This window comes from Saccharibacillus brassicae (assembly GCF_006542275.1).
GTDB lineage: Bacteria > Bacillota > Bacilli > Paenibacillales > Paenibacillaceae > Saccharibacillus > Saccharibacillus brassicae.
Window position 1 is genome coordinate 61,190 of sequence record NZ_CP041217.1, and the last position, 22,748, is coordinate 83,937.

The window sequence follows — 22,748 nt, forward strand, 5'->3', positions numbered from 1 at the left end:
CGGTTCCACCTTTCTTTTTTCCGAAAATAGTCTATTCACGGCTGCACCTCGATCTTGCCTCCGCTCAGCATCTTCACGCCGTCGCCCGTGTAAGACGCAAGATCCTGCATCAGCTGCAGCAGCGCCCGGTCTTTGTGCTTCGCTTCCAGCATCACGTCCAGATGCGAAGACGTTCTCGCCGCTTCGCGCAAAAAATCGAGCAGCGGACCGGCTTCGACGCCGTCCGCGTGACTGCGCCGGTCGGTCTCGCTTCTCGGGCTGGACGCATGGATCTTCGGCGGCAGATGCTCGCCTTCCGGCACGTCCGTCCGCGCAAGCGGCGATTCCCACGTCCGGGCGACTTCGGGCCACCAGTCCGACGCCGGCTCTCCCGCGCTGTTGACCCAGTGGTGGTGAATATCGAGCACCATCGGCAGGCCGGTCCGCTGCGCGGCCGCCAGCGTCTCGCCCGCCGTAAACGTTTTGTCGTCGTTCTCAAGCGTCAGGCGGCATTGAATATCGGGATCAAGCGCCGCAAAATGGTCCACGAACCGGTCGGCCGCTTCGGGCTTGTTGCCGTAGGCGCCGCCGATATGGATATTGTTTTTGGCGCGCGCGTCGAGGCCCATCGCCTCCAGCATACGCACATGGTACCGCAGGTCGCGCACCGACGAGACCAGCACTTCCGGGCGCGGCGTGCTCAGCACCGTATAATGGTCGGGGTGAAAAGAAACCCGCAGCTTGTGACGGCGAACGATCTCCCCGATCTCCGCGAACGGCTCGGCCAACGCGACGAACGGGTCCCAATCCGCCAGGTCGGTATGGGTCGCGAGCGGGATCAATTTGGACGAAAACCGGTACATCTCGATCCCTTCGGCGATATTGTGGCGCAGCAGCCTGATCGTGTTGCGCAGATTGGTCTCGGCGATGCGTTCCAGCTGGCGCAGTCCCGCTTCCCGGTCGGGCAGTTTGGCAAAGCGGGCCATCGTCATCGTTTTGGAAGGCGAAGAATCCTGAATCTCAAGCGACATGGCGACATATCCGAATCGAACGATCATGGGGCAGCTTCCTTTCCGGCTTTTCGTATCGAACATACCTTTACAACATACCGCAAAGCCGCGTTCCTTAATCACCGTCCTGCGCATCGGAGCCGTCCGTTCTTTTTTTGCGCAAAAAAATCGCCGGCAGCGGAGAAGCCTGCCGGCGATCTGGGATTCGGATTTATTTTTCGAGTGTCAGCTCAAGCCGTACGTTGATTTCGTTCTCTGTGCTGAGGACGACGGAATGCGGATTTTCCAGGCCGAAGTCTTCGAACGTGACGACCGTCGCGCCCGACAGCAGCAGCTTGCCGCCCTGGTACGATACTTTCGCGTCGAACGTGACCGGCTTTTCGATCCCTTTGACCGTCAGCGTGCCGTCCATTTTGAAATCGTAGACCTGGCCTTCCGTCCACTCCTTGGGCAGCCCGTCGAACGCGTTCGCGGTGAACGTCGCCTGCGGGAATTTGCTCATTTGAAAATAGTCGTCGCTTTTGATATGGTCGTCGCGCTGGGCGTTGCCCGAGTCGATCGCGTCAACCTCGATCGCGCCGCTGCCTTTCATCTGCGCCGCGTCGCCCACGTTGACGTCCCATGTTCCGCTCACCTGATCGTCGACGAAGTTCACTTCTTCCTGCGACGTCGTCACGGAGAAGTACACTTTGGAGGTGTCCGCGATGTTCCATGCACCGTTCAGTTGGTCTTCGGCGATCGCCCCGCCTGCCGTGGCGGCTTCCGCCGTCGGCGTGGACGACGCTTCCGTATTCGCCGCCGCCTGGGTCGGAAGCACGCTTTCGATTTCGACGTTGTTGCCCAAATAGTTATTCATGACCGCGTAACCGCCTCCGCCGCCGATCACGACGACCGCCGCTGCTGCAATGATCCAATTCCTCGTTTTTTTATTCATGGTTTTCTCCTCCTGTGACGCTGTTTTTGCTATCATAACAGCCCAATGTGTCGGGAAAGTGTCAAACCGGCCTGTGAAAAATATGTTTGTTCTTTTGACGGCAAAAGCCGCGAAAGCTCTTGTTCCCGCCCGTTTTGTTTGTACAATAGAAGCCATAGCCGCCTATTCGGAATCAACCAATAGAAGCGCAAGCAGCAGGGAGGCAGCGGGTTTGACGACCATTTTGATTATTGAAGACCAGGAAGCGATCGCGCGGGTACTCGCCGCCTATCTCAAAAAAGCCGGGTTCGACGTGGAGCGCGTCTCGGACGGACGGGACGCGCTGGGCCGGTTCGAACAGGCGCAGCCGGCGCTCGTCCTGCTTGACGTCATGCTGCCCGGCATGGACGGCTGGGAACTGCTGGCGGAGATCCGCAAACGCGGTTCGTGCCCGGTCATCATGCTGACGGCGCTCGGCGATATCGATTACCGGCTGAACGGGCTCAACGGCGGCGCCGACGATTACATGACGAAGCCGTTCGTGCCCGAAGAAGTGGTCGCCCGGGTGAACGCGGTGCTGCGCAGGCGGCCCGCCTACAGCCACGCGGACGCTTCCAAAAGCTTCGGCGCGCTTCTGATCGATCCGAACGCGCAGCGCGTCCTGCTCAACGGAGCCGAAGTGCCGCTGACGCCGCGCGATTTGTCGCTGCTCATGTTCCTGTCGGATTATCCGAACCGGATGTTCACGCGCGAGCAGCTGATCGAGCACGTATGGGGCATGGATTACGAAGGCAGCGACCGGGCGGTCGACCTGTCGATCAAGCGGCTGCGCCAGGCGCTGTCGCACTGGCCGCCGGATCACGGCGAGATCCGCACTTTACGGGGAACGGGGTATCAATTTTGGACAGCCGAATAAGCAAATTTTTCAAGGCGCCGAAGCGGCGCCAGGATCGCGGGACCCGCAAGCGCAGGGGCACTTCGATCCTTACCTATTGGACGCTGCGCTATTTCCTGATTCTGTTCGCGGCGCTGTCGATCGTGATCGGCGTGGCGCTGTACGGCATCCGCGAGACGGCGCTGGACAACCGCTACCGCACCGCCGGCATGCTCGGACAGGAAGTCGCCGACCGGGTCAACAACCGGGACGGCACACTGACGATTCCGGGCAACCTGAACGAGATTCTGGACGACCGGATGGCTTTGTTCAATATGAATCTGGACGTGTGCCTGCTCGTCGCCGATCCGGAAGGCAACGCGCTGTTCACCCGCCCGCAGATGACGGAAGCGCAAATCCAGCAAAAACTCGATCCGCGGCCGCGCTCCGGCGAACCGGAGTACCAACTGATCCGGACGCCGATCATGGAGAACGGACAGGAGATCGGCGGCGTCTATATCAGCCAGTTCCGCAAAACGCCAGTCTACTCGTCCAACGAGCTCATATTGTTCGTCGTTGTGTTCGTCGCGCTCGCGCTGTCGGGCTGGCTCACCATTTACCTGCTCGCGCGCAAACTGTCGCGGCCGATTCGCCGGGTGGCGGAAAGCGCGCGTCAGATTCGGAACGGCCGCTACGACGTCGATCTGGATATCGAGACCGGCGAGCGCGAACTCGGCGAACTGGTCGATTCGTTCCGCGGCATGGCCGGCCGCCTGCGGCAGCTCGAAGAATGGCGCGAATTGTCGCTCGCCGGCGTGACGCACGAATTGAAAACGCCGGTCACCTCGATCAAAGGTCTGGTCATGGCGGTGCGGGACGACGTCGTGACCGGCGAAGAAGCCAAAGAATTTCTCGATATCGCCCTGCAGGAATCGGGACGGATGGAACGGATGGTTGCGGACCTGCTCGACTATAACGCGTTTTCTTCCGGCAACGTCGCCGTGCGGCGGGACCGGCTCGATCTCAAGCTGCTCGTGTCGGAGATCGTCTATCAATGGCGCCTGCCGCACGAATCGGACTCTATCGAAATCGATTATGATTTCCCGCGGGAAATGGTGTACACGACGGGCGATGCGCTGCGTATCCAGCAGATCGTCGTCAACCTGCTCAACAACGGCATGCAGGCCGCCCATCCGGACCGTCCGCTGCATCTGCACGTCGCGATCCGGGAAGCGGACGGACGGATCGGCGTGGAGATTACGGACAACGGCGCCGGCATCGACGAGCAGGACCGCGATTACGTCTTCGAACGGTACTTCCGCAGCGAACAGAAAAAGCGCGTGACGCGCGGGCTCGGTCTCGGCCTGACGTACAGCCGCCTGCTGGCGCGTGCCCAGGGGGGCGAGCTGAAGCTGCAGGGCAGCGGTCCGTCGGGCACGACGTTCGCGCTGGAACTTCCGCGGCAGCCGTAACAGACCGGCTTGTCAGGCTTGGCTTTTATGGAGACCTTGAGTCCGCCGACTCCCTTTACCGGGCATCGGCGGGCTTTTCGTCGCTTCTATAGGCCTACCTTGTCCGGGAAAACCGGGTATAAACCATCTCGTGTTCGTTATAATTCGACAATAGCGTGCTTAATACATGAAAATAAATAAAATATAGGTCTTGCGCCCTTCCTACTTTAGTATTATTATGGGGCTATAAAAGAAACTCATCCTACTCCTACAGAGGTGATCCAGATGACCCTATTGGTCGATTATTGCTCGAAATGCGGAACCATCTTCCAGAAGAATCCCCGAAATTTATGCGGTTCATGCAGTAATCAAATGGACCATCACCTCAATCGCTGCCTCGACCAGCTGTGGAAGCGCCCGGCGAGCACGACGCAGGAACTGTCTCAGGTTACCGGCGTTCCGCTGACCGAAGTGCACCAATTTATCAAATCCGGACGTTTGTCCTCTTCTTATAGCAATCTGACTTACCCGTGCGAATCGTGCGGCGGCGATACGCGCGGCGGACGCTTGTGCGGCTCGTGCAGCGGCGTGTTCCGCGCCGCGGGCGCAGCCAAGCCGGACGACAGAGCGCCTGTCCGCCACGTCATCAAGTCGACCAAAGTGCTCTATACGTCGCGCAACCGCTGAATCGCGGCTCCGGACGGAATAGACTTGGAACATAACGGACTTGGAACACAACAGGCTGTGAATGGAATAAGCCGGGAACTTAACAGGCTTCGCGCGCCATCGATGGTGAAGCCAAACAGATTCGTATATCAAAAAATCGCTACGCAAAAAGAACCCTCGACGGGTTCTTTTTTTTGCGTGCCTAACGGTTCGGAAGCCCCGCAAAGGGTCCAGAACCGAACCGCCGCGATTGCCGGGACTTTAGTCTCCCTGAGCGGTCGCGGCCTGCCTGATGCCGGTCCGTTCTCCCCCGCTCTCCGCGAAGTAGGCGTGCAGCAGTTCGTACGAACGCAGCTGCTTGGACAACTCGCGGATCGGGCTGGTCACGACCAGTTCGTCCGCGCCGCTCCGTTCGGCCGCTTCGCGCAGACGCCGGCCGACCGTTTCCGCCGAACCCCGGATAAGCGGCGAGCGGATATGCTCGATCCGGTAAGCTTCGCCCGACTGCTGCCCGAACTCTTCGGCCCGTTCCCGATCGCCGATCGTAATCTTGCGGCCGCCGGCCAGAAACACCCGGAACAGATCGCTTTCCGCCGCGATGCCGACCGCTTCTTCGTCGGTATCCGCCAGAGCGGCCGATACGGCCAGAATCGATTCCGGCCGCGAACCGGCCGCCGCCGGCACGAAGCGCTCGCGATACCGCCGCAGCGAGTCCACGGCCTGATCGAGATCCCCGTTGATGAACAGGGAGAACGCGTAAGGCAGCCCCAACCGCGCCGCCAGATCGGCGCTGTCCGCGCTTGCGCCGAGCACGTAGAGCCGGGCCGGCTGCGCCGGAACCGGCTCGGCGCGCAGGCCGGCCAGCGGGCTGTCCGCTCCCGGCTCGACGCCGTGCAGGTAGTCGCGCAGCTCCGACAGCCTGCCTTCGAGCGAAGCGTCTTCTTCCTGCGCGCCGCGGCGCAGCGCAAGCGTCGAACGCGGCAGGCCGCCCGGCGCGCGGCCGATGCCCAGATCGAGCCGTCCCGGCGCCAGGGCGGCCAGTACGTTGAAGTTCTCCGCGACTTTGTACGGGCTGTAATGCTGAAGCATGACGCCGCCGGAGCCGACGCGAATCCGCTCGGTCGACGCCAGCACATACGCGGCGAGCACTTCCGGGGAAGAACCGGCCACTCCGCGGGAATCGTGATGCTCGGACACCCAGAAGCGGTGATACCCCAACCGGTCGGCCAGCCGGGCCAGTTCGACCGTATCGCGCAGCGCTTGTTCCGGCGTTCCTTGTTCATACAGCAGCGTTTGGTCCAAAATACCCAGTCGAATCCCCATGACAGCGCCTCTTTTCCTGTTGTTCATTTTAGGTTCGTTGCTTGCTTGTTCGGCTTCGTTGTCGCCTACGTTTTATAGCGGGTAATGGCAGGCCGCCGCATGGCCTTCGCCGATCGCAGCGAACGCCGGTTCCTCGTTTCGGCACCGATCGGTCGCAAGCGGGCAGCGCGGATGGAACCGGCAGCCGGACGGCGGGTTCAGCGGCGACGGAATCTCGCCTGTGACCGAGAAGGTCTCCCGGCCGGCCGCCGGAGCGCCGGGAATCGACGACAGCAGCGCCCGGGTATACGGATGCGCCGGACGGCGGAACAGTTCTTCGCTCGGCGCCACCTCGACGAGCTTGCCGAGATACAGCACGCCGATCCGCTGCGAAATATGGCGTACGACCTGCAGGCCGTGCGCGATAAATACCGAAGTCAGGCCGAGATCCCGCTGCAAATCCTGCAGCAGATTGACGATCTGCGCCTGAACCGACACGTCGAGCGCGGAGACCGCTTCGTCGGCCAGAATGAACCTTGGATTCACCGCGATCGCCCGGGCGATCCCGATCCGCTGCCGCTGCCCGCCCGAGAATTCGTGCGGATAGCGGTTATGCCAGGACGCCTGCAGCCCGACCTGCTCCAGCAGTTCGCCGACCCGGCTGCGGCGTTCGGACGCGCCAAGCTTCATATGGACGTCGAGCGGTTCGCCGACGATGTCGCCGATGCTCCAGCGCGGATCGAACGTCCCGTAAGGGTCCTGATGGATAATCTGAAGATCGCGGCGGGCTTCCCGCCAGCGTGTGCTGCCGGGCTGCGGCAGTTCTTCGCCCCGGTACAGCACCTGGCCGTGCGTCTGCGGTTCAAGCTGAAGCAGCAGCCGGCCGAGCGTCGACTTGCCGCTGCCCGATTCGCCGACGAGGCCGAACGTCTCCCCTTCGGCGACCGACAGCGACACGCCGTCGACCGCGCGGAGCTGCCGCTTCGGCCGGCCCCAGCCGCCGCCGACGGGATAATGCTTGTAGAGCTCGCGCGCTTCGAGCAGCGCGGAAGCTTGCGGCGCCGCGCTGCCCGAAGCGCGGTCTTCGCCGTGCGCTGCTGCGGCTTCCGGCCGCGGCGCCGGAGCCGCGACAGCGGCCGGCCCTGCGGCACCGGTGTGCGCCGCAGGCGCCGCTTGCTGCGCGTCGCCCGCGGCCGCGGCTTCGTCCGCGTGCCAGCAGGCGGCGAGGCGGCCGCCGCCCTGGTCGCTCAGCGGCGGGACGCTCTCGCGGCAGCGGTCCGTCGCGAACGCGCAGCGCGGATGGAAGCGGCAGCCATCCGGCATATCCGCAAGGCCCGGCGGCGAACCTTCGATCGCGCGCAGCCGGCCTCCGCGGCTGCCCTGCGCCGCGACGGAATTCAGCAGTCCGATCGTATACGGATGCCGGGGCTGGCCCAGCACCAGCGCGGCCGGGCCCTGCTCGGCGATGCGCCCCGCATACATGACGACGATCCGGTCGGCCATCTCGGCCGCTACCCCCAGATCGTGCGTGATGAGCAGGATCGACATGCCGAGGCTGTCTTTGAGCTCGCCCAGCAGCTTCAGAATCTGCGCCTGGATCGTGACGTCGAGCGCGGTCGTCGGCTCGTCCGCGATCAACAGTTCCGGTCCGCCGGACAGCGCCATCGCGATCATCGCGCGCTGAAGCATGCCGCCGGACAATTCGCCCGGATACTGCTCCATGCGCAGTTCCGGTTCGGGAATGCCGACCCGGATCAGCAGGTCGATCGCGGCCTGCCGCAGCACGGCCTTTTTCTCGCGCCGGTGGGCGCGCATCGTCTCGATCAGCTGGCTGCCGATCGTGAAGACCGGATCGAACGCCGCCATCGGCTCCTGGAAGATCATCGCGATCCGGCGGCCGCGCAGATCGCGGATCAGATGCGGCGGCAGCGATTCGATATGCTGGTCGCCGAGACGGATACTGCCGCCGGCGATCCGGCCGTTCTCGTAATCGGTCAAGCGCATGATCGCTTTGGACGCGATCGTCTTGCCGCTGCCCGATTCGCCGACGAGGCATACCGTTTCTCCCGGACCGATCCCGAACGAGATGCCCGATACCGCGGTCAGCGTGCCTCGCGGCGTATCCACGTCGATCGTCAGGTCCGTCACTTCAAGCCGTGCTGTCATGTCGCCGCCTCCCCTTTCCGTATCTGTTTTTCTGTTCCAGACATAATCTTCTTTTTGCCAAGCGTGTATTTCCTTGTATCCGCCTTATGCTATTAGCGGCTCAAGCTCTGCCTTTACGCTTCGGATCGACGGCATCGCGCCAGCGGTCGCCGATCAGGTTGACCGACAGCACGAACAGCGTGATGGCCAAGCCCGGAAACGTGCAGATCCACCAGGCCACGGTCAGATAGCCGCGTCCTTGCGACAGCAGCGCGCCCCAATCGGGAATTTCCTTCAGCACGCCGAGCCCGAGAAAGCTCAGGCCCGCTCCGGCCAAAATGGAAGAACCGAGTCCGAGCGTCGCCATGACGAGCAGCGGCGCAGCCGAGTTCGGCAGCACATGCTTGAGCAGAATCGACGACGGCTTGGCGCCGAGCGCCCGCGAAGCGAACACGTAACCCCGGCGGCGGATGCCCATAATCTGTCCGCGCATGACCCGGGCATAGCCCGGCACCGACGAAATGGCGATCGCCAGCACGATGTTGCGTAGTCCCGGCCCGAGCGCCGCCGCAATCGTCAGCGCCAGCAGGATGCCGGGAACGGTAAGCAAAATGTCCATGAAGCGCATGATGATCGTGTCCAGCCGGCCGCCGACGTATCCGGCGAGCGAACCGAGCGCGCCGCCGATCAGAACGCCGACGAGCACGGAACTTGCGCCGATCAGCAGCGAATCCCGCGTGCCGTATACGATCAGACTGAACACGTCCCGCCCGAAATAATCGGTGCCAAACGGATGCGGCGCCGAGGGCGCCTGCAAAATCGCGGCCGTATTCATCTCGGTCGGCGAATAGGGCGCGATCCAGCCCGGCACAAGCGCGCACAGGGCGAGAAAAGCGACGGCGATTGCCGCAGCTCCGGTCAGCACGTCGGCGGAGCCTAAGCGGAACGTGCTTCCGGTCGCCCGGCCGCTTCCGCCAACCGCTTCTGCGCGCTTGAACGGCGGGATACGCCGCAGGTGTTCGGACTTCGTTTTGGCCGCAGCCGCCGAAAACTTCATAAGTTGGCTCCTCTCCGTCGAATTCTCGGATCGATCGCCGCGTACGACAGATCGACCAGCAGATTGATGCCTACGTAGACGATAGCGGTGAAAAAGACGATCCCCTGCACGACCGGCAGATCTTTGGCCATAATCGCGTCGGCGAGAATCCGTCCGACGCCCTGGCGGGAAAATACCGTCTCGATAATGACCGTTCCCGCCAGCATGTCGCCGATCTGCATGCCGATCAGCGTAATCGCCGGAATCAGCGCGTTGCGCAGCACATGCTTGCCCTGGATCAGCCGCTCGCGCAGCCCTTTCGCCCGCAGCGTCGTGACGAACGGTTCGCCGAGCACGTCAAGCATGCTGCCGCGAACCATGCGCACGATCGAACCGGCTCCGACGAAGCCGAGCGCAAGCGCCGGCATGGCAAGCGTCGCCCAGCCGTCCGATCCCATCGCCGGCAGCCATTTCAGCTGCACGGAGAAGATCAGGATCAGCAGGATGCCCGACCAGAACGTCGGCATCGAGATGCCGAACAGTCCGACGATCCGGGCGGCCAGATCGATCAATCCGCCTTTGCGGACAGCCGACAGCACGCCGAGCGTGACGCCGACGACGATCGCGATCAGCGAACTGGCCGCCGTCAGCAGCAGCGTCGCGGGAATCTGATGCAAAATTTTGGGCAGCACCGGTTCGGAACCGACAAGCGAACGGCCGAAATCGCCGGTCAGCATATCGCCGAAATAAGTCAGCAGCCTTTCGTGGAACGGCCGGTTCAGCCCGAGCTGCTCCCGCAGATTCTCGATGACTTCCGGACTGACGGAAGTCGGATCGACCATCGACAGCACCGGATCGCCCGGCAGCAAATTGAAGATACAAAAGACGAGCGCCAGCGAACCGACGATGACCAGCAGCGAGCTGGCCAGCCGGGCGCCTATGGCCTGCAGCATGGCAGGTCCTCCTTCCGCTTGCTGAAGTATGGAGTACCGTGAGGTCTCCGGCCGGTTACTTGTTCAGGTATGCGTCGTTGAAGATCGGATAACCGAACGGATCGAACGTCAAGCCCTGTACCGACCGGCTTGCGGCGACCGTGTACGGGAACACGTACACCGGCAGGATCAGCGCTTGATCGCTAATGTACTGCTGCACTTTTTTGTACAATTCCGCCCGCTTGGCTTCGTCCGGTTCGACCGCGCCTTCGTCCAGCCAGGCGTCGACCTGCGGATCGGACAAGCCGGACAGCGTACGCCGGCCTTCCCCGGCCGAACGGTAGAACGACGTCAGCCCGTTCGGATCGCTGTTGACCTGGCTGTTGCCGTACAGGTCGTAATCCCAGTTCTGGTAGACGACCGTCGCGATGTCCTGCGTAATCTCGACTTCCGTCTCGATCCCGATCGCTTTGAGCTGCTCGCGGATCATTGCGGCAATATCGTTGCGCTTCTCGCGGTTCGGCGAACCGTCCACGTAATGCAGCGTCAGCTTTTTGCCGTCTTTGGCCCGGATGCCGTCCGCGCCTTTGATCCAGCCCAGTTCGTCGAGCAGGGCGTTCGCTTTGGCGGGATCGGGCTTGATCTTGCCTTCGAGCGATTCGTCGTACCCGAGAATGCCCGGCGTGATCGAAGACGAGGCCCGTTCGTACGTGCCGAGATAGAGCGTCTTGACGATCGAATCGAGATCGACGGCGTACTGCACCGCCTGGCGCGCTTTCAGCTCGTTCCACGGCTCATGCTCCAGATTGAAAAAGAGCGTATACGGAAAGCCGATCGTATTCGTCTGAAGCAGCTGCGCGTTGGGGTCGTTTTGCAGCGCCACCACGTTTTGCGGCGGCACGGTCTCGGCGGCCAGCACCTGCCCGCTCTGCACGCCGCCGATCCGCGTCGCTTCTTCCGGCACGATCTTGAACGTCAGCGTATCCAGATAAGGCGCCCCGGTATTTTTCGCTTCTTCGCTGCCCCAGACGTAATCCGGGTTGCGCGCAAGCTTGATCTCCGCGTTCTCGGACCAGCCGACGAACTTGAACGGGCCGGTGCCGACCGGGTTTTTGCCGAAATTTTCTCCGTCTTTTTGGGCTGCCGTCGGAGAGACGAGGCTCAGCATGCCCTGGCTCAGATTGCCGAGGAACGCCTGCGAAGGCGTCTCCAGATTCAGCTTGATCGTATACTCGTCCACCACTTCGGACGATTTGTACGGACGCAGCAGCGCCAGCGCGTTCGCCGCTTTGGTCTGCGGATCGATGATGCTGTCGAAATTGTATTTGACCGCTTCCGCGTTGAACGGCGTGCCGTCCTGGAACTTCACGCCCGGCTTCAGTTTGAGCGTGTAGCTCAAGCCGTCGCCCGACGCTTCCCACTCCGTAGCGAGCGAGGGGCCGAGCGAACCGTCCGCTTTGCGCACGAGCAGCGTGTCGTACAGCGCGCCGAACACGCGGACCGAGACGGCCAGCCCGCTGCGGCGCGGGTCGAGCGTGTCGGGCGAAGTCGCCAGCGCATACGTCAGTTCGCCGCCCTGAACGGGAGCCGAAGCGGCCGCGCCGCTGCTGCCGGCGGCTGCCTGTGCGGTGCTTGCGCCCGATGACGAACCGCATCCGGCAAGCGTCGTCGTCAGCGCAAGCGCGAGTGCGCCAAGCGCGCAGCTCAGCCTGAACCTTCTTTTTGGGGATGCGGGGAATCGGTCAGTTGCTGCGATGCTTTCCGTGACGGGGTTCGTCATGGGATCAACCTCCTTTTTGTATGTAGGGCGGCGGGCCGAAGTCTTCGTGGAAGCAAGGGTTCGGCCCCGCCGCGATAAATCGATGCTGCGAACGTTCTCTCTGCGCGGCGCCTGTCCAATCAGTCGGCGCCGGCGCTTTCGATCGACGTCTCCCGGGCCGATTGGCCAAGACGCGCCGCCGTATGGCGGTTCTCCGGAATCGGCACGCCCAGATTGCCGCGCAGCGTATCGGCTTCGTAATCGAGGCGGTACAGCCCGCGCTGCTGCAAAATCGGGACGACGGTGTCGACGAACGTCTGCAGTCCGCTCGGAATGTCCGTATGGATAATGAATCCGTCCGCCGCTTCCCCTTCGAACCAGGCCTGAATCCGGTCGGCCACGTCTTCCGGCGTTCCGATGAAAGTCGTCTTCGGCGTCGCCGAGCGGAGCGCGACCTGGCGCAGCGTCAGCTTCTGCTCCCGGGCATCGCGTTTGATCTTATCCGTCCCGCTCTTGAATGCGTTGCTGCCGAGATCGCCGAGATCCGGGAAAGCTTCGTCAAGCGGATACTGCGAGAAATCGTGATGGTCGAAAAAGCGGCCGAGATACTCCAGCGCTTTGTCGATCGTGACGAGCGAAGCAATCTGTTCGTACTTCGCTTCCGCTTCTTCGAGCGTCCGGCCGACGATCGGATTGATGCCCGGCAGAATCGCGATGTCCTGTGTCTGCCGGCCGTTGGCGACGGCGCGACGCTTCACGTCCCGGTAGAACGCCTGCGCGTCTTCGAAGCGTTCATGCCCCGTGAATACCGCGTCCGCCGAACGCGCCGCCAGGCTTTTGCCGTCTTCCGACGACCCCGCCTGAAACACGACCGGTTGTCCCTGCGACGAACGGTCGATATTGAGCGGGCCTTCGACGGAGAAGTATTCGCCCTGATGGTTCAGGCGATGCAGCTTGTCCGGATCGAAAAAGACGCCCGATGCCTTGTCCCGCACGAAAGCGTCGTCTTCCCACGAATCCCACAGCCCGCGCACGACGTCCAGATGTTCTTCCGCGATCTTGTAACGCTCGGCATGCGCCGGATGGGCGCGAATCGTATGGTTGCGCGCCGTCCCTTCCAGCGGCGAAGTGACGACGTTCCAGCCGGCGCGGCCGCCGCTGAGCTTGTCGAGCGAAGCGAACTGCCGGGCGACCGTGAACGGTTCGCTGTACGAAGTGGAGAGCGTGCCGACCAGTCCGATCCGGCTCGTCACGGCGGCAAGCGCGGACAGCAGCGTCAGCGGCTCGAAGCGGTTCAGGAAATGCGGGATCGACTTTTCGTTGATATACAAGCCGTCGGCGATAAACACAAGATCGAACTTGCCTGCTTCGGCGATCTGCGCCTGCCGTTTGTAGAAATCGAAATTGACGCTGGCGTCGCTGAGCACTTCGGGATGTCTCCAGCCTGTAACGCTTCCGCCTACCCCGTGAATGATCGCTCCGAATTTCAAGCTCCGTTTGTTCGTCATGTTCTCTCCGCCTCTCTTTTTCTCAAAATACGATGCAACCAAAATTAAATCTACAATTCCGATGTATTTGGTATGCTTTCGGGTTGAGAAGAAGCTTACCACCGCGCCTGCCGCACGGTCAATCGTTTCGCTAATAGACATTTTCTATACGCTTATAGAAGAGATGTATACGAACGAAGTTAACCCCGGGCCTGCGGAAAAAGACGACAAAAAACCGGCTTCTCCCGACGCAGCATGCGTACGGGAAAAGCCGGTTGGATTGGAGAAGAAGCGACTCTAAGCGCCGGAAAGCTCCGATAAGAGTCAAATGAAGCGCCGGTCGGCGGCAGGCGAAGCCCGCTTGCGCCAGTGTCAGCGGCGCAGGGCGCGCAGTACGCCGAGGCTGCCGCTCGGCTCGAACAGCCGGTCGACGCGCTGCGCCACGCCGGCGTCCGGAATTAGCGGCGGCGCCTGATGCGGCTTGACGCGGGCGTCGATAATGACATTATCGCAGCCCCAGTGCTTATGGTCGTATGCCGCGTTCACGCCGTGTATGTCGTGCGACGGATTGCTGCGCGTAAAGCCCGCCCACAGGAAGTTGTCGAACGCGGCGCCCATGAAGGCGGAATCGTCGCACAGCACGATCAGCGGGCAGTCTTCGAGCGGCCCGCGCGCGGCGATCGCCTGCGCCAGTGCGCCGATCTCCGCTTCCGCCGACGCGTAATCGACGAACGCCGGCGCTTGCAGCAGCGCGATGCCCGGCATCGCCATCGAGGCTTGGCCGAAGCCGCCCGGCAGATCGGACAGCGCCGCCGGCACGTCGGCCGACAGCTTGCGTACCGGCCGGCCGACAGCGGCGAAGACCACTTTGCTGCCGCTGTTCAGTCCGGTACCGGAATAATCGAGCGTATCCATCGTCGTATTCGTCTGGAAATGCAGGTCGCGCCGCAGATTGATCCGCTCCAGCACGTGCCTGAACAAGCCCGGGATGTCGTGTGCGTTGACCGGCACGTCGTCTTCCGCCGTAATGAACAGATATTTGGCGAGGCTGAGCTGCCCGGTCCCGAATATCCGGTTGGCGATCGTCAGAATCTCCGCCGGGCGCTTCACCGCCTGGTACGGCGTGTACCGTTCGCTGCCTACGGCCAGCAGCAGCGGATGAACGCCCGCCGCGTCGACGGCGTGGACTTCCTTGACGCCCGGAATTTCCTGCTGCACCGCGCCTCCGGTCAGTTCGTGGATCAGCGCGCCGAACGCCGTATCTTCCTGCGGCGGACGGCCGACGACCGTGAACGGATACACCGCGTTTTTCTTCGCGTATACTTTGTGCACCCGCATCACCGGAAATTCGTGCACGAGGCTGTAATAGCCCAGATGGTCGCCGAACGGTCCTTCCGGCTTCGTCTCGTCCGGGTAGATCTCGCCGGTGATGACGAAATCGGCATCGTGGCTGACGCAGAACCCGTCGACGTAGCTGTAGCGGAAATGGCGGCCCGACAGCAGCCCCGCGAACGTCAGCTCGCTCAAGCCTTCCGGCAGCGGCATGACCGCCGACAGCGTATGGGCCGGAGGCCCGCCGATAAAGCAGCTCACCTTGAGCGGCTGTCCGCGCTTGGCGGCTTTGGATTGATGCACCCCGATACCGCGGTGAATCTGGTAATGCACCCCGATCTCGCGGTCCGGCTCGTAGTCGTTGCCGCTGAGCTGAATCCGGTACATGCCGAGGTTGGCGTTCATGACGCCCGGCTTGTCCGGGTCTTCGCTGTACACCTGCGGCAGCGTCACGAAAGCTCCCCCGTCGTTCGGCCAGCTTTTGATCATCGGCAGATCGGAGATCCGGATCTCTTCAAAGTCCGCGGGCAGGCCGGCTTTTTTGATCGGCAGCGCGGTGCGCGCCGCAAGTCCGGTGCTCGCGTAACGGTGCGGCTGCTTGAGCGCCTTCATCGGATCGTTGCGCAGGGCGATCACTTCCTGCGTCGATTTCCACGTGTCGCGGAACATGTATTTGCTGCGCTCGATCGTGCCGAACAGATTCGACACCGCGCCGTATTTCGACCCTTTTACTTTTTCAAAAAACAAAGCCGGTCCGCCCGCCTCGAACGTTCTCAGATGGATGGCGGCCATCTCCAGCTCGGGATCGACTTCTTCCGTGACCCGCATCAAATGCCCGGCTTGTTCCAGATCGGCGATACATTCCTGCATATTGCGATATCTCATGGCGTAGGCTCCTATTCCGATTGTGATTATTCTCCCATTCTACCTTACGCCGCCGTTCAGCGCCAATTTGCCCGTCCAACCCTTCACTCTCTTTTTTGCCCGACCGATATAAGAAAAGAGAAGACCGAGAACATTTTTGAGAGGCAGGAGAACAGACAAATGATGCACGCTCCTTATTCGATCCGAACGAATCAGTCGACCCAGAAGGTCGAGATGAAAGTCAACGGGACGTTCACGCCCCAGGATTATCAGAATTTCGCGCGCGATTACGCCAAAATGGCCGCTTCGATCGATGCCCAGGCTTTTACGCTGATCGTGGACTGCCGTGACATGGACCTGCTCGGCACCGAAGAAGTGGAGAAGCTCAAAGGTTCTTTTCTCAGTTACAAAGAAACCGGCTTCCGGCGCGTTCTGTTCACGATCAGCCCGGCGCAGACGATTATCAAAATGCAGTTGGCCCGCGTCGCCCGCCAGGCCGGTCTGGACAATCACGAAATCGTGACCGAGTAGGCCACAGCGAACCGGACCCGGAGCAATCCAACAAGACGAACCCAACAAAAAAAGCCGGATACGCATCGAAGGATGCGTACCCGGCTTTTCGGAATGCGTGCGGAAGTACGAATGCTGGCTTGCTGCCGCGCGGCAGAAGGACTTGCGCCGGGGTCAGCGGCCGCCCATAAAAGCGGAAAGGTCCACGCCGAGACCCTGCGCGAGGCGCATGCCGTATTCGCGGTCGGCGCGCACGAAGTTGCAGATCGCGCGCAGCCGAGTCTCTTCGTCCACGACGCTCAAATCGTTCACGAGGTTGGCGATCAGATGGTCCCGCTCTTTGGCCGTGTAGGACCGGTACTGCATGCCGGCCTGGGCAAAATCGTCGGTCTTCGCGATCTTCTGCCGGGTAACGCGGCCTTGCAGCTCGGGTTCGGACTCGCGGTAAGAAGGATCTTCGACCGGGCTGTCCGCATCGCCGTTCGGCTCGTAGTTCACTTTCGGCAGGTCGCCGCGCATGTTCATCGCCCCGTCCTGCTGATGGTTGCGCACGGGCGCGTACGGGCAGTTGACAGGCAGCTGCAAGTAATTGGCGCCGAGCCGGTAGCGCTGCGTGTCCGGGTAGGAGAACAGGCGGCCCTGCAGCAGTTTGTCTTCCGACGGTTCGATGCCCGGCACGAGCGCGCTCGGCGAGAACGCGGCCTGTTCCACTTCCGCGAAGAAGTTCTGCGGATTGCGGTTCAGCGTCATTGTGCCGACGGCGTGGAACGGGAATTGATCTTCCGGCCACACTTTGGTCGGATCGAGCGGATCGAATTCATAGTCGTCGATCCGGGCCTCGGGAATCATCTGGACTTTGAGCGTCCACTCCGGGTAATCGCCCGCTTCGATCCGGTCGAACAGATCGCGCGTCGCATGGCCGAAATCGCGGCCCTGCACCTCCACCGCTTCGGACGCGCTCAGCGTGCGGACGCCCTGCTTCGATTCCCATTTGTATTTCACGTAGACGACGCGGCCGGCTTCGTTCACCCATTTGAACGCATGCACGCCGAAGCCGTCCATTTCGCGGTAGTTGGCCGGCGTGCCGTGATCGGAGAACAGCCACGTCATCATATGCGTCGATTCCGGCATGCGGGTCATGAAGTCCCAGTAGCGCGACGGTTCCTGACGGTTCGACTGCGGGTCCGGCTTGAGCGAATGGACCATGTCGGGGAACTTGATCGCATCGCGGATAAAGAACACCGGCAGATGGTTGCCGACCAGATCGTAGTTGCCTTCCTGCGTATAGAACTTGACCGCGAAGCCGCGCGGATCGCGGGCCGTCTCCGGCGAACCGGTGCCGTGAATGACCGTCGAGAAGCGGACGAAGACCGGCGTCTCCAGCCCGGCTTCCCGCAGGAACGCGGCGCGCGTATGGTCTGCCATGCCGTGCTCGGTCTTGAATACGCCGTGCGCGCCGGCGCCGCGCGCATGCACGACGCGTTCCGGAATACGCTCGCGGTCGAAATGGGCCAGCTTCTCAAGCAGATGGTAATCTTCCAGCAGAGCCGGTCCCCGGCGTCCCGCCGTTCTGGAATTTTGGTTATCGCCTACGGGCATGCCCTGGTTGGTCGTCAGTCTCGAATATGTCATCTGGTAATCTTCCTTTCCCGTTCGAAGATAGAAACTGCAATTTTTCAGTAGATTTAGAATTGGTATAAGACCACTTCTAAATCGTTAACCGAATTCTACCATCTTGCCGGGCGGTCGATCATGAGCGGCACGTAAGCGTTTGGTGAAGATCCCGTGAAGGCGCGCGGCACACGGCCGCGACCTTCATGGGCAGGATACGCAAAGTTCGGGACTCAGTCGGCCAAGCGGTATCCGACGCCGCGAACGGTCGCCACGTAGAGCGGCTGTCCGGCGCTGTCGCCGAGCTTTTTGCGCAGACTTTTGACATGGACGTCCACCACGTTGCTGCCTCCGAAGTATTGGGTGCCCCAAATGCGGTTCAGCATGTCTTCGCGGGTCCGTACGCTGCCCTGTCCTTCGATCAGTTGCTGGAGCAGCTCGTATTCCGTCTTGGTCAGGTCGATCCGCGCGCCGCTCCGGTAGACGGTCATGCGCCGGCGGTCGATCCGCAGGTCTTTAAAGATCAGCTGGTCGCGCGCGCTGTCTTCGTCCGGCGAGACCGGCGAATACGGACTTTGCGCGGTTACGCCGCGCAGGATGCGGCGCACGTGATGCAGCCCTTCCTGCGGACGCGCCGGCCAGACGAGCAGTTCTTCATGGCCTCCGGTCGCGCCGCCTTCTTCGAGCATGCGCTCGTCCACGAGAAACAGCGTCGGCACCGCCGCGTGCACCGGATGTCTGTTTTCGCGAAAAGCACCGACCGGGTCCTGCTCCTGCGATCCGCTGACGTCGAAGATCAGCAGATCCGGCTGCAGCGCTCCCGCTTCCGAATGCTCCCAGCGATGAAACACAAGCACGTCGAAACAAGCTTCCATCAGCGTTCGCATCAATTCGTGCATCCGTCCGGGAAAAGGACTGACGACGATGATACGCCGGGTCATCTCGCACACTTCCGGTTCCATAAACGGCATGTCGCGCAGCCTTATTTCTTCCGCTTGGTTCTGCATGCTCCGCACACTCCTTCCACCACGATATGGGCGCCCTGCACCTCGTATCCTGTTTCTTCCGCGACCCGAACCATCCACTCTTCCGGGATCGGGGTCGTCACTTCGTCCACTTTGCCACAAATTTCGCAGACGATATGCTGGTGGTCGTCTGTCCGTGCGTCGTAACGGCTGGCCGTCTCTCCAAGCTTGAGTTCGCGCAGCAGGTCTTTGTCGGTCAAATAACGCAGCGAATTGTAGACCGTTCCGTAAGCGAAACTGTGGCCGCGTTCCACCAGACGGTTCATGACATCCGCTGCTGTCGGGTGATCTTCGGATTCGCGTACGACGTCGTATATGGCTTGGCGCTGGGTCGTCAAATTTATCGTTTTCATGTTGTCATTCCCCATTTGTGATCGATTTTCATTCTCATAGGCTTTCAACTTAGAATAAGTATAAATCTATTTCGTACAGGAATCAACATTTTAAGAGTAAAAAAGCACGGATATACCAAGGAAGAGTACACAAAAACGGCCGTCCCGAAGGACGACCGTTTGTTAGCGGGCTTAATGGACGCAAAAAGTGCGCCGCTGCCGCTTTCACTTGAATAACCGGAGAAACCTCTTACCGTTCGCCGCGCTTGCCATAAGCCGGCACTCTTGCCAAATCGAACGATTACGTTCGCCGGACCGATGCCCATGGAGATCATCGTCCGTTGTCTTGCCCGTTATAAGTCCTTCTGTCGCGCAATCTCGATCAACATGGATCGCGCGTGTCATAACGAAATCGTATCGTTAAAATTCATGAGCTGTCACTATACGGTGAAAGGCTTCGTTCTTTGAAATCTAAAACAACGAAAGCCCTACCTCTCTTCCATCCTTGCGGCTCCGATGACCGCGCCAGTGCGATTCGGATCTTCAAAGCATGCTATAAGTGCATTGGTGATTATTCAAGTGTCCACATACCTTTAATTGTATTCTATTTTCCTGAAAAAGTCAAACGCTACAAAAGCCCTATTTCGTCGAGGCTCCGCCGGGCCGATAACTTACTTAGGCTTGCGTACAGCCGGACGAATCGTCCGACAGCCGGAGAGGAGGAACCGATATGGATATCGCGGCACTTTCCGTGGCCATGAGTCAGACTGCATTCAGACAGCAGGCTTCGACTCAAGTCATGAACATCTCGATGGATCAAGCGAAACAGCAGGGCGAACAGATGGCCAAAATGCTCGAAACGAGCGTTGCGCCTCACGTTGGCGGCTCGATCGACATTCGCGCGTAAGCGGCGCGGCACCGTACGCTACCGGACGCGCGGCTTCAGGCGCCTCCGGTTTTTTGGCATGCCTGTGCCTTCTTCCCCCTTTTCCCGCTTCGCTGTGTCGCCGTTCATGCTATAGTGGACTCGATTGAAAAATACGACTCCGCCGGAGGTACTCCTTTTGCTTACGACTACCCAACTTGACGACATCAGACGTTTGCGGCGCTTGTGCGAACAGACGGACGGTCTTTTTTTGAAACTGAATGAAGATTTGCTCCGCTCGGACACCCGAAGCGACAACTTCGACTATTTCCGCTACGACGCCGACGGCGCGCTGATCGGCTTCCTCGCGCTGTACGGATTCGGCGACCAGTTCGAAGTGTGCGGCATGGTGCATCCCGACTGCCGCAGGCAGGGACTGTTCACGCAGCTGTGGAACGAGGCGCTGGCGTCGGGCGCGCTGGACACAGCGGAATCGATCCTGCTCAACGCTCCCAAAGCGTCGGATTCGGCGGCTGCCTGGCTGCGCACGCTTCACTGCCGCTACTCGTTTTCCGAATACGAGATGAAATGGCAAGATGACGTGCCCGGCAGCCTGGACGAAGCGCCCGGCACGCCGGTCTCTTACCGCCCGTTCCAGCCGGAAGACTTCCCGACCGTCGCGCGCCTGTACGCGGACGGATTCGAGATGAAGGAATCCGAAGTGTCGTCCATGATCGACGAGGAACGGCCTAATGCCAGCCGCACACGGAGCATGATCGTGCGCCGCGGCGAGACGGTCGGGACGCTCGTGCTGGACTACGACATCCCGGGAGAAAGCAGCATCTTCGGTCTGGTCGTCGACGACGCTTACCGCGGTCAGGGTATCGGACGCAGCATTTTGCGCCAGGTCATCCGCAGCGAACGCGAACGCGGCCAACAGATCCTGATCGGCGTGGAGACGGAGAACGAACATGCGCTGCGCCTGTACGAATCGTGCGGATTCCGCGCCTATACGGTGCAGGACTATTACGAACTGAAGCGCTGAGCAGACGCGCAGGCCGCTTCCCGGCTCCGGACGCCGCTTTACACCTGTCCTTGCGCTTGCTTTTGCCTAACCCGCTGCCGGCTTCGTCCCCGTGCTTCGAAACGTTCTTTTTTTCGTAAAAAAAGCTCCAAAAAAAGCTCCGCCCGAACGCATGCCGCGTTAACGGGCGGAGCTTTTTGGCTTGCGGCTTAGCACACGTAGGCGCTTCGCGCCGTCGCTCCTTCTTCTTGCTGTTGGCGGCAGCGGCCGCAGGAACATGCCGCTTCGCCGCCTTCGTGCATGCCGCCGTAGGCGAGGCGCAGGTAATCGAGCGAATCTTCGTATGTATCGTCTGCCGCGTCCAACCCAATCCGTTCCCCGCTCAGCACCGCATACGCTTCGATCTTCGAAGGTTCGGCTCCGAATGCCTGACGGCAAAACACTCGGGCCGCGTGGCGATACCCTTCCAGCACCCGGGGATCGTCATCGACGACGAATCGCTGCAGATGCAGACCCGCGCCGCCTTGACCCTGCCAGGCCAACTGGAAAATCATCGACAGATCGAGCTCAAGACCCGGAACGTGGACTTCGAACTTTTCGTACAGCAGGACCGGACGCTGCCCTTCATGGCCGTTCTCTTCGAAAAAGGACCGCAAATGCTGCGTCACCCGGTCTTTGAGTGTCCAATAACTCTCCTCCGAATCGAAATAGGCGATCCGGCGCGGCCAGCGGTAATCGACCAGTTCCCCGGCATCCGCATGTTCCCGAAACGTCGGCGCGGCCTCGTAATACCGATTGACCGCGTGGCCGACCGCGTACTGCACCCGCTGCGTCCAGTGATACGGCTCCTGCCGGCGCTGCGGCAGCCGTCCGGCCGGTTCCCGGCGGGTCGAGGCCAGCCAGCGTTCCAGCCGATGGTCTTCCAGCAGCCCCGGGCGTTCGGCCGTCCGCGGCGGCTGATGCCGAACGACGTTCATACGCCGACCGCGCTGCCCGCGAACGTTTTCCCGAAAGCGCGGCACGCTTCCCGTTCGTCGCCCGACGGATTGAGTTCCAATTTGAGCGGCTCCAGCACCATCTGCGCGCCGCGTTCGGCCAGCTTGTCTTGCAGCAGGTCGACCGCTTTGGCGAACTGTTCGTAGACCGTATCGCCGCTGCCGAATACCGCCGCTTTTTTGCCGGCCAGATCCACTTCGTCCAACTCTTCATAGAAGTCCAGGTATTCGTCCGGCAGCTCGCCGTCTCCCCATGTATACGCGCCCAGCATAATGCCGTCGTAATCCAGCAAAAGATCGGCGCTGCAATCTTCGACCAGCTTGACGGTCACTTCCCCGCCCGCCTGCTCGATCCCGTTCGTGATCAATTCGGACATTTCTTCCGTGTTGCCGGTCATGCTGGCATAGATGAGAAGCAGTTTGCTCATGGTCAGACCTCCAGATTGGATTGTTAAAAACTGAATCTCTCCGTGCGAAGAAATCCGATATGGCCCAGCATAAATGATAATGATTATCAATGTCAACTGTTTTTGAATTTCTGGCTTTTTACCCCCTGCTCGGGTACAATAATACTCTGGGAATCACAGCGAACGACGAAGTCTTTTTTTGATCACATTCGGGCGCAACAACGACAAA

The 22,748-nt window shown here is 61.1% G+C and carries 20 protein-coding genes; 6 read left to right on the forward strand and 14 right to left on the reverse strand.

Annotated elements, in window-relative coordinates; all coding sequences use genetic code 11:
* Positions 1-35 precede the first annotated feature (35 nt).
* Both uvsE and FFV09_RS00190 read right to left on the reverse strand, forming a co-directional pair.
* Entirely contained in the window at positions 36-1,037 is a 1,002-nt protein-coding gene (uvsE, locus tag FFV09_RS00185; protein ID WP_141445800.1) for a UV DNA damage repair endonuclease UvsE, read from the reverse strand.
* 163 nt (positions 1,038-1,200) lie between these two features.
* Positions 1,201-1,923, reverse strand: coding sequence for a YceI family protein (locus FFV09_RS00190; protein ID WP_141445801.1), 723 nt, complete (start codon positions 1,921-1,923; stop codon positions 1,201-1,203).
* Between the two features lie 211 nt (positions 1,924-2,134).
* Here FFV09_RS00190 and FFV09_RS00195 point away from each other — a divergent pair, with 211 nt between their 5' ends.
* The 3 genes from FFV09_RS00195 to FFV09_RS00205 all read left to right on the forward strand — a co-directional run bounded on the left by FFV09_RS00195 (position 2,135) and on the right by FFV09_RS00205 (position 4,914).
* On the forward strand, positions 2,135-2,818 hold the full coding sequence (locus FFV09_RS00195) for a response regulator transcription factor (protein WP_141445802.1): 684 nt from the start codon (positions 2,135-2,137) through the stop codon (positions 2,816-2,818).
* Positions 2,803-4,248: a sensor histidine kinase gene (locus FFV09_RS00200; RefSeq protein ID WP_141445803.1), complete on the forward strand. Its 1,446-nt coding sequence runs from the start codon at positions 2,803-2,805 to the stop codon at positions 4,246-4,248. The genes FFV09_RS00195 and FFV09_RS00200 overlap by 16 nt, the downstream gene beginning before the upstream one ends.
* Before the next feature lie 351 nt (positions 4,249-4,599).
* A complete protein-coding gene (locus FFV09_RS00205) occupies positions 4,600-4,914 on the forward strand; it encodes a hypothetical protein (protein WP_141445804.1) in 315 nt (104 codons plus the stop codon).
* Positions 4,915-5,154: 240 nt separating this feature from the next.
* On the opposite strand, the gene FFV09_RS00210 is transcribed toward FFV09_RS00205, so the two are convergent.
* The 7 genes from FFV09_RS00210 to FFV09_RS00240 all read right to left on the reverse strand — a co-directional run bounded on the left by FFV09_RS00210 (position 5,155) and on the right by FFV09_RS00240 (position 15,771).
* Positions 5,155-6,216, reverse strand: a complete 1,062-nt coding sequence (locus FFV09_RS00210) for an LLM class flavin-dependent oxidoreductase (RefSeq protein ID WP_141445805.1) — start codon at positions 6,214-6,216, stop codon at positions 5,155-5,157.
* Positions 6,217-6,288: 72 nt separating this feature from the next.
* Positions 6,289-8,361: a dipeptide ABC transporter ATP-binding protein gene (locus FFV09_RS00215; RefSeq protein ID WP_141445806.1), complete on the reverse strand. Its 2,073-nt coding sequence runs from the start codon at positions 8,359-8,361 to the stop codon at positions 6,289-6,291.
* 100 nt (positions 8,362-8,461) lie between these two features.
* Positions 8,462-9,397: an ABC transporter permease gene (locus FFV09_RS00220; protein WP_141445807.1), complete on the reverse strand. Its 936-nt coding sequence runs from the start codon at positions 9,395-9,397 to the stop codon at positions 8,462-8,464.
* Positions 9,394-10,329, reverse strand: coding sequence for an ABC transporter permease (locus FFV09_RS00225; RefSeq protein ID WP_141445808.1), 936 nt, complete (start codon positions 10,327-10,329; stop codon positions 9,394-9,396). The genes FFV09_RS00220 and FFV09_RS00225 overlap by 4 nt, the downstream gene beginning before the upstream one ends.
* 55 nt (positions 10,330-10,384) lie before the next feature.
* Complete coding sequence (locus FFV09_RS00230) at positions 10,385-12,088, reverse strand: ABC transporter substrate-binding protein (protein WP_141445809.1); 1,704 nt, start codon at positions 12,086-12,088, stop codon at positions 10,385-10,387.
* Between the two features lie 119 nt (positions 12,089-12,207).
* Positions 12,208-13,575, reverse strand: a complete 1,368-nt coding sequence (locus tag FFV09_RS00235; protein WP_141445810.1) for an LLM class flavin-dependent oxidoreductase — start codon at positions 13,573-13,575, stop codon at positions 12,208-12,210.
* 351 nt (positions 13,576-13,926) lie between these two features.
* Positions 13,927-15,771, reverse strand: a complete 1,845-nt coding sequence (locus FFV09_RS00240) for a UbiD family decarboxylase (RefSeq protein ID WP_141445811.1) — start codon at positions 15,769-15,771, stop codon at positions 13,927-13,929.
* A gap of 159 nt (positions 15,772-15,930) precedes the next feature.
* Between FFV09_RS00240 and FFV09_RS00245 the strand changes: the two genes are divergently transcribed.
* Positions 15,931-16,281, forward strand: coding sequence for a hypothetical protein (locus tag FFV09_RS00245; protein WP_141445812.1), 351 nt, complete (start codon positions 15,931-15,933; stop codon positions 16,279-16,281).
* A 153-nt stretch (positions 16,282-16,434) separates the two neighbouring features.
* On the opposite strand, the gene FFV09_RS00250 is transcribed toward FFV09_RS00245, so the two are convergent.
* The 3 genes from FFV09_RS00250 to FFV09_RS00260 all read right to left on the reverse strand — a co-directional run bounded on the left by FFV09_RS00250 (position 16,435) and on the right by FFV09_RS00260 (position 19,249).
* The gene (locus tag FFV09_RS00250) at positions 16,435-17,892 is read right to left on the reverse strand and encodes a catalase (protein WP_141445813.1); all 1,458 of its coding nucleotides are present in this window, start codon (positions 17,890-17,892) and stop codon (positions 16,435-16,437) included.
* A 212-nt stretch (positions 17,893-18,104) separates the two neighbouring features.
* Positions 18,105-18,878: a response regulator transcription factor gene (locus FFV09_RS00255; RefSeq protein WP_141445814.1), complete on the reverse strand. Its 774-nt coding sequence runs from the start codon at positions 18,876-18,878 to the stop codon at positions 18,105-18,107.
* Positions 18,854-19,249, reverse strand: a complete 396-nt coding sequence (locus FFV09_RS00260) for a Fur family transcriptional regulator (protein ID WP_141445815.1) — start codon at positions 19,247-19,249, stop codon at positions 18,854-18,856. The genes FFV09_RS00255 and FFV09_RS00260 overlap by 25 nt, the downstream gene beginning before the upstream one ends.
* 709 nt (positions 19,250-19,958) lie before the next feature.
* On the opposite strand from FFV09_RS00260, the gene FFV09_RS00265 reads away from it, so the two are divergent.
* Together FFV09_RS00265 and FFV09_RS00270 are read left to right on the forward strand one after the other, a co-directional pair.
* Complete coding sequence (locus tag FFV09_RS00265) at positions 19,959-20,135, forward strand: YjfB family protein (RefSeq protein ID WP_141445816.1); 177 nt, start codon at positions 19,959-19,961, stop codon at positions 20,133-20,135.
* Between the two features lie 229 nt (positions 20,136-20,364).
* Positions 20,365-21,138, forward strand: coding sequence for a GNAT family N-acetyltransferase (locus FFV09_RS00270; RefSeq protein ID WP_141445817.1), 774 nt, complete (start codon positions 20,365-20,367; stop codon positions 21,136-21,138).
* Between the two features lie 188 nt (positions 21,139-21,326).
* On the opposite strand, the gene FFV09_RS00275 is transcribed toward FFV09_RS00270, so the two are convergent.
* Both FFV09_RS00275 and FFV09_RS00280 read right to left on the reverse strand, forming a co-directional pair.
* The gene (locus tag FFV09_RS00275; RefSeq protein ID WP_141445818.1) at positions 21,327-22,094 is read right to left on the reverse strand and encodes a hypothetical protein; all 768 of its coding nucleotides are present in this window, start codon (positions 22,092-22,094) and stop codon (positions 21,327-21,329) included.
* Complete coding sequence (locus FFV09_RS00280) at positions 22,091-22,540, reverse strand: flavodoxin (RefSeq protein ID WP_141445819.1); 450 nt, start codon at positions 22,538-22,540, stop codon at positions 22,091-22,093. The genes FFV09_RS00275 and FFV09_RS00280 overlap by 4 nt, the downstream gene beginning before the upstream one ends.
* Positions 22,541-22,748 lie beyond the last annotated feature (208 nt).

Bases quoted from the DNA above. Each gene is read 5' to 3' on its own strand.
- uvsE (WP_141445800.1), bottom strand. From the start codon at position 1,037: ATGATCGTTCGATTCGGATATGTCGCCATGTCGCTTGAGATTCAGGAT.
- FFV09_RS00190 (WP_141445801.1), bottom strand. From the start codon at position 1,923: ATGAATAAAAAAACGAGGAATTGGATCATTGCAGCAGCGGCGGTCGTC.
- FFV09_RS00205 (WP_141445804.1), top strand. From the start codon at position 4,600: ATGGACCATCACCTCAATCGCTGCCTCGACCAGCTGTGGAAGCGCCCG.
- FFV09_RS00210 (WP_141445805.1), bottom strand. From the start codon at position 6,216: ATGGGGATTCGACTGGGTATTTTGGACCAAACGCTGCTGTATGAACAA.
- FFV09_RS00215 (WP_141445806.1), bottom strand. From the start codon at position 8,361: ATGACAGCACGGCTTGAAGTGACGGACCTGACGATCGACGTGGATACG.
- FFV09_RS00220 (WP_141445807.1), bottom strand. From the start codon at position 9,397: ATGAAGTTTTCGGCGGCTGCGGCCAAAACGAAGTCCGAACACCTGCGG.
- FFV09_RS00225 (WP_141445808.1), bottom strand. From the start codon at position 10,329: ATGCTGCAGGCCATAGGCGCCCGGCTGGCCAGCTCGCTGCTGGTCATC.
- FFV09_RS00230 (WP_141445809.1), bottom strand. From the start codon at position 12,088: ATGACGAACCCCGTCACGGAAAGCATCGCAGCAACTGACCGATTCCCC.
- FFV09_RS00235 (WP_141445810.1), bottom strand. From the start codon at position 13,575: ATGACGAACAAACGGAGCTTGAAATTCGGAGCGATCATTCACGGGGTA.
- FFV09_RS00240 (WP_141445811.1), bottom strand. From the start codon at position 15,771: ATGAGATATCGCAATATGCAGGAATGTATCGCCGATCTGGAACAAGCC.
- FFV09_RS00245 (WP_141445812.1), top strand. From the start codon at position 15,931: ATGATGCACGCTCCTTATTCGATCCGAACGAATCAGTCGACCCAGAAG.
- FFV09_RS00250 (WP_141445813.1), bottom strand. From the start codon at position 17,892: ATGACATATTCGAGACTGACGACCAACCAGGGCATGCCCGTAGGCGAT.
- FFV09_RS00255 (WP_141445814.1), bottom strand. From the start codon at position 18,878: ATGCAGAACCAAGCGGAAGAAATAAGGCTGCGCGACATGCCGTTTATG.
- FFV09_RS00260 (WP_141445815.1), bottom strand. From the start codon at position 19,249: ATGAAAACGATAAATTTGACGACCCAGCGCCAAGCCATATACGACGTC.
- FFV09_RS00265 (WP_141445816.1), top strand. From the start codon at position 19,959: ATGGATATCGCGGCACTTTCCGTGGCCATGAGTCAGACTGCATTCAGA.
- FFV09_RS00275 (WP_141445818.1), bottom strand. From the start codon at position 22,094: ATGAACGTCGTTCGGCATCAGCCGCCGCGGACGGCCGAACGCCCGGGG.
- FFV09_RS00280 (WP_141445819.1), bottom strand. From the start codon at position 22,540: ATGAGCAAACTGCTTCTCATCTATGCCAGCATGACCGGCAACACGGAA.